This window comes from Mesorhizobium sp. M1409, assembly GCF_040317535.1.
Taxonomy (GTDB): domain Bacteria; phylum Pseudomonadota; class Alphaproteobacteria; order Rhizobiales; family Rhizobiaceae; genus Mesorhizobium.
Window position 1 is genome coordinate 1 of the sequence record NZ_JAMYKV010000131.1, and the last position, 2631, is coordinate 2631.

The following is a 2631-nucleotide window of genomic DNA, read 5'->3' on the forward strand; positions in this document are numbered from 1 at the left end:
TCCGCGAATGCTTCATGATGCACCTTTCCTTGATCGCCTGGTCCATTGCAGTCGGCGTTGAAGTTGATCGATCTGGTCGCGGGAAAGGCTGATCTGCCAAGGCTGGCCTTTCGTGCTTTGCCGACCGTGGATAAGGCCCTGGGCGAGGTAGTCGAAGATGGTTTGAGCCGTCACGCCGATCGCGGTGGCTGCGCCCTGTACAGAGTAGGTTCCATCAGGCCAGCGCGGCGGATTGGCTGCGACGCCGTTGATCTTGGCTGCGGGGATTCCCCAACGGTGGCGTAGTAGCCAGATGTTCTCATAGCTGAACAGCTTGCCTCGCGCCGAGCGGATACCCTCGTCATTCAATTTTTTGGCGATTTGCCTGTCCATATCGCCCGCAGCATTGAGTTGCGTGATCCGCTCACGCACAAGCTCGATCTCGCCATAGTCTCGATCGTAAGATTGAACGCGACGTTGGATTTGATGTTCGCTGGTTGCGCCAGTCTGCCAGAGAATCCTGATGACGACCTGGCCGCGTACCTTTTTCTGGTCGAGAACCACCTCCTGCATGATGAAGCGCAGGATACGTTTGCGGTCTTCTGGCTGGGTGGTTTCTGAGTGCCAGATGGCCGGCAAATTCTCGGCGAGTTCCTGAAGCGCGGCGTGATCCGCCGCCTTTAAGACCAAGGGTTCTCGGTCGCTCCACCGGCGATATTCCTGCTCGATCTCATCGACCACCCGCAGCTTGTCTTCCCATGCCTTTTCCAGGGTTCTGGCGACGAGACGATTTTCCGGTTCCACGGCGTCGTATTGTCGCCGAGCCCGCTCGGCGTCATACCGCGAGCGCTCCCGCCGTAGCGCCCATTGTTTCTCGAGGCTTCGTGTTTCCTCCGCAATCTCGTCGAGCGCAGCGATGGCGATGGCGATTTGGTCAGGTTCCAACGCCTTCAGGAGAATCCGGGCGACTTGTTCATCTACTGCGGGCGCCCGAACCTCCTGACAGAGAGAGCTGCCGGTCTGGTTGCGGTCCGCCAGGCAGCACTAGACGGGGCATGCACTGTCGGGGCCGCTGTAGCGCACGGTCATCCGCCGTCCGCACTGGCCGCAGACCGCCAAGCCCTGCAGCAAAGCAATGCCCTTGCGTTGCGCGCCGCGGTGGCCGGCCTCGTATCGATTGGTGTTGTCGGCGAGGCGTCTCTGATTGGCCATGAACTCCTCCCAGTTAATATAACCAGGGTGTGCGTCTTTGATGCAAATATCCCAGTCGTCAATGGCCACCTTCGAGGTTGCGCGGTGCGAACCTGGACCTTGGCGGACCGCATTTATTCGGCGCCGGCCGTAGACATATGCGCCGGCATAGGCCGGGTTGTGCAAAATATGATGGACAAGGGCGATGGTGGCGTCTCGCCACACCAACTCATGGGGCGCCGGCCCGCGAAGCGGCCGCACCGGTACGCGTAGGTCGTGCGTGCGCAGGTAACGCATAACGCGTCGCGCGGTCTGAAGCTCTCTAAATTTGTCGAAGATCAGACGCAGCCGAGCCTGAACCTCTTCATCAGGGTTGAACACGATCTGGCCGGAGCGGTTGTAGGCCAAGCCACCTGGCAGCGGTATGCGAAGCTCGCCCCGCGCCGCCTTCTGCCGCTCCCCTTGATGCAGGCGGATACGGATCTGGTGCAACTCCGCTTCGCTCATAATCCCCGAGAGCCCTAACAGCAGCCGGTCGTGATAAGCGCAGGGATCGTAGAGACGTTCACCATCGGCGATGACAACGCCGAACAATGAACACAACTCGAGGAGTTGATGCCAGTCCCGGTTGTTGCGCGCCAATCGAGATGCATCGAGGCTGACCACCAGACCCGCGTTGCCGAGCCCGATCTCGGCGATGAGCCGTTGGAAGCCGCCGCGCTCGACTTGGCCGTTTCCCGATTTTCCAAGATCCTCATCGATGACGACGACACGATCCGGCGGCCAGCCCAATCTGACGGCGCGGTCCACCAAGCTGTACTGAAGTTCGATGCTTTCCTGATGGTGTCGCACCTGGTTTATCGAGGATTGGCGCACATATACGTAAGCGAACTTTGAACGCCGGACGGCCGTGAGCCGCTCGTCAGGACTGCTCGGAATAGCCAACATCAAACCGCTCCCTCACCGCCGGCGTGTTCGGCGGCATCCGACGGATCAGAGTCGCGAGCATCTGCGCGACTTGGTGCTGAGATACCGGTGGGAGATTGTTCCAAAGGCTGGGCGTATCTGGCTTGATCCTTACCAGTGGAACACTGGTCTCTGGTAGAGACACCGCAATCCGATGCGCCAAAGAACGAGCAACCATCGCAACTCGCCATTGAGTTACTAAAGGTGATTCGCGCATAATACACTAAAGGAAGCAAAGTCCGAACGGATATTAACTTTCCCGCCGTGCTACGATGTTCACGATCATCATCGCTAGTAGGCGACAAATCCGTCACTGACCGGCGGATATTGCGTGACCGTCCATCCGGAAGGCGGATGACTACAAAGGCAGGTCCGCGCCCTGACCGAAGTGATGCCACCTCAAACAGCTGTCCACAGAGTGCGTGTCGACGGTCAACCACCGTGACATGAGACACCAACCGATCAACAAGAGGGGTATCCTGCGCTGCTTGGGTC

General features: G+C 59.2%; 2 protein-coding genes. Both read right to left on the reverse strand.

The features are described from left to right. Nucleotides 1-12: 12 nt before the first annotated feature. Nucleotides 13-924 carry a hypothetical protein gene (locus NKG99_RS35600; protein WP_352826356.1) on the reverse strand — a complete coding sequence of 304 codons (912 nt, stop codon included), beginning with the start codon at nucleotides 922-924 and terminating at the stop codon, nucleotides 13-15. A 99-nt stretch (nucleotides 925-1023) separates the two neighbouring features. Next, nucleotides 1024-2118, reverse strand: a complete 1095-nt coding sequence (locus NKG99_RS35605; RefSeq protein ID WP_352874137.1) for a recombinase family protein — start codon at nucleotides 2116-2118, stop codon at nucleotides 1024-1026. Nucleotides 2119-2631: the final 513 nt, after the last annotated feature.

Coding starts and splice junctions, on each gene's coding strand:
- NKG99_RS35605 (WP_352874137.1), bottom strand. CDS start 2,118: ATGTTGGCTATTCCGAGCAGTCCTGACGAGCGGCTCACGGCCGTCCGG.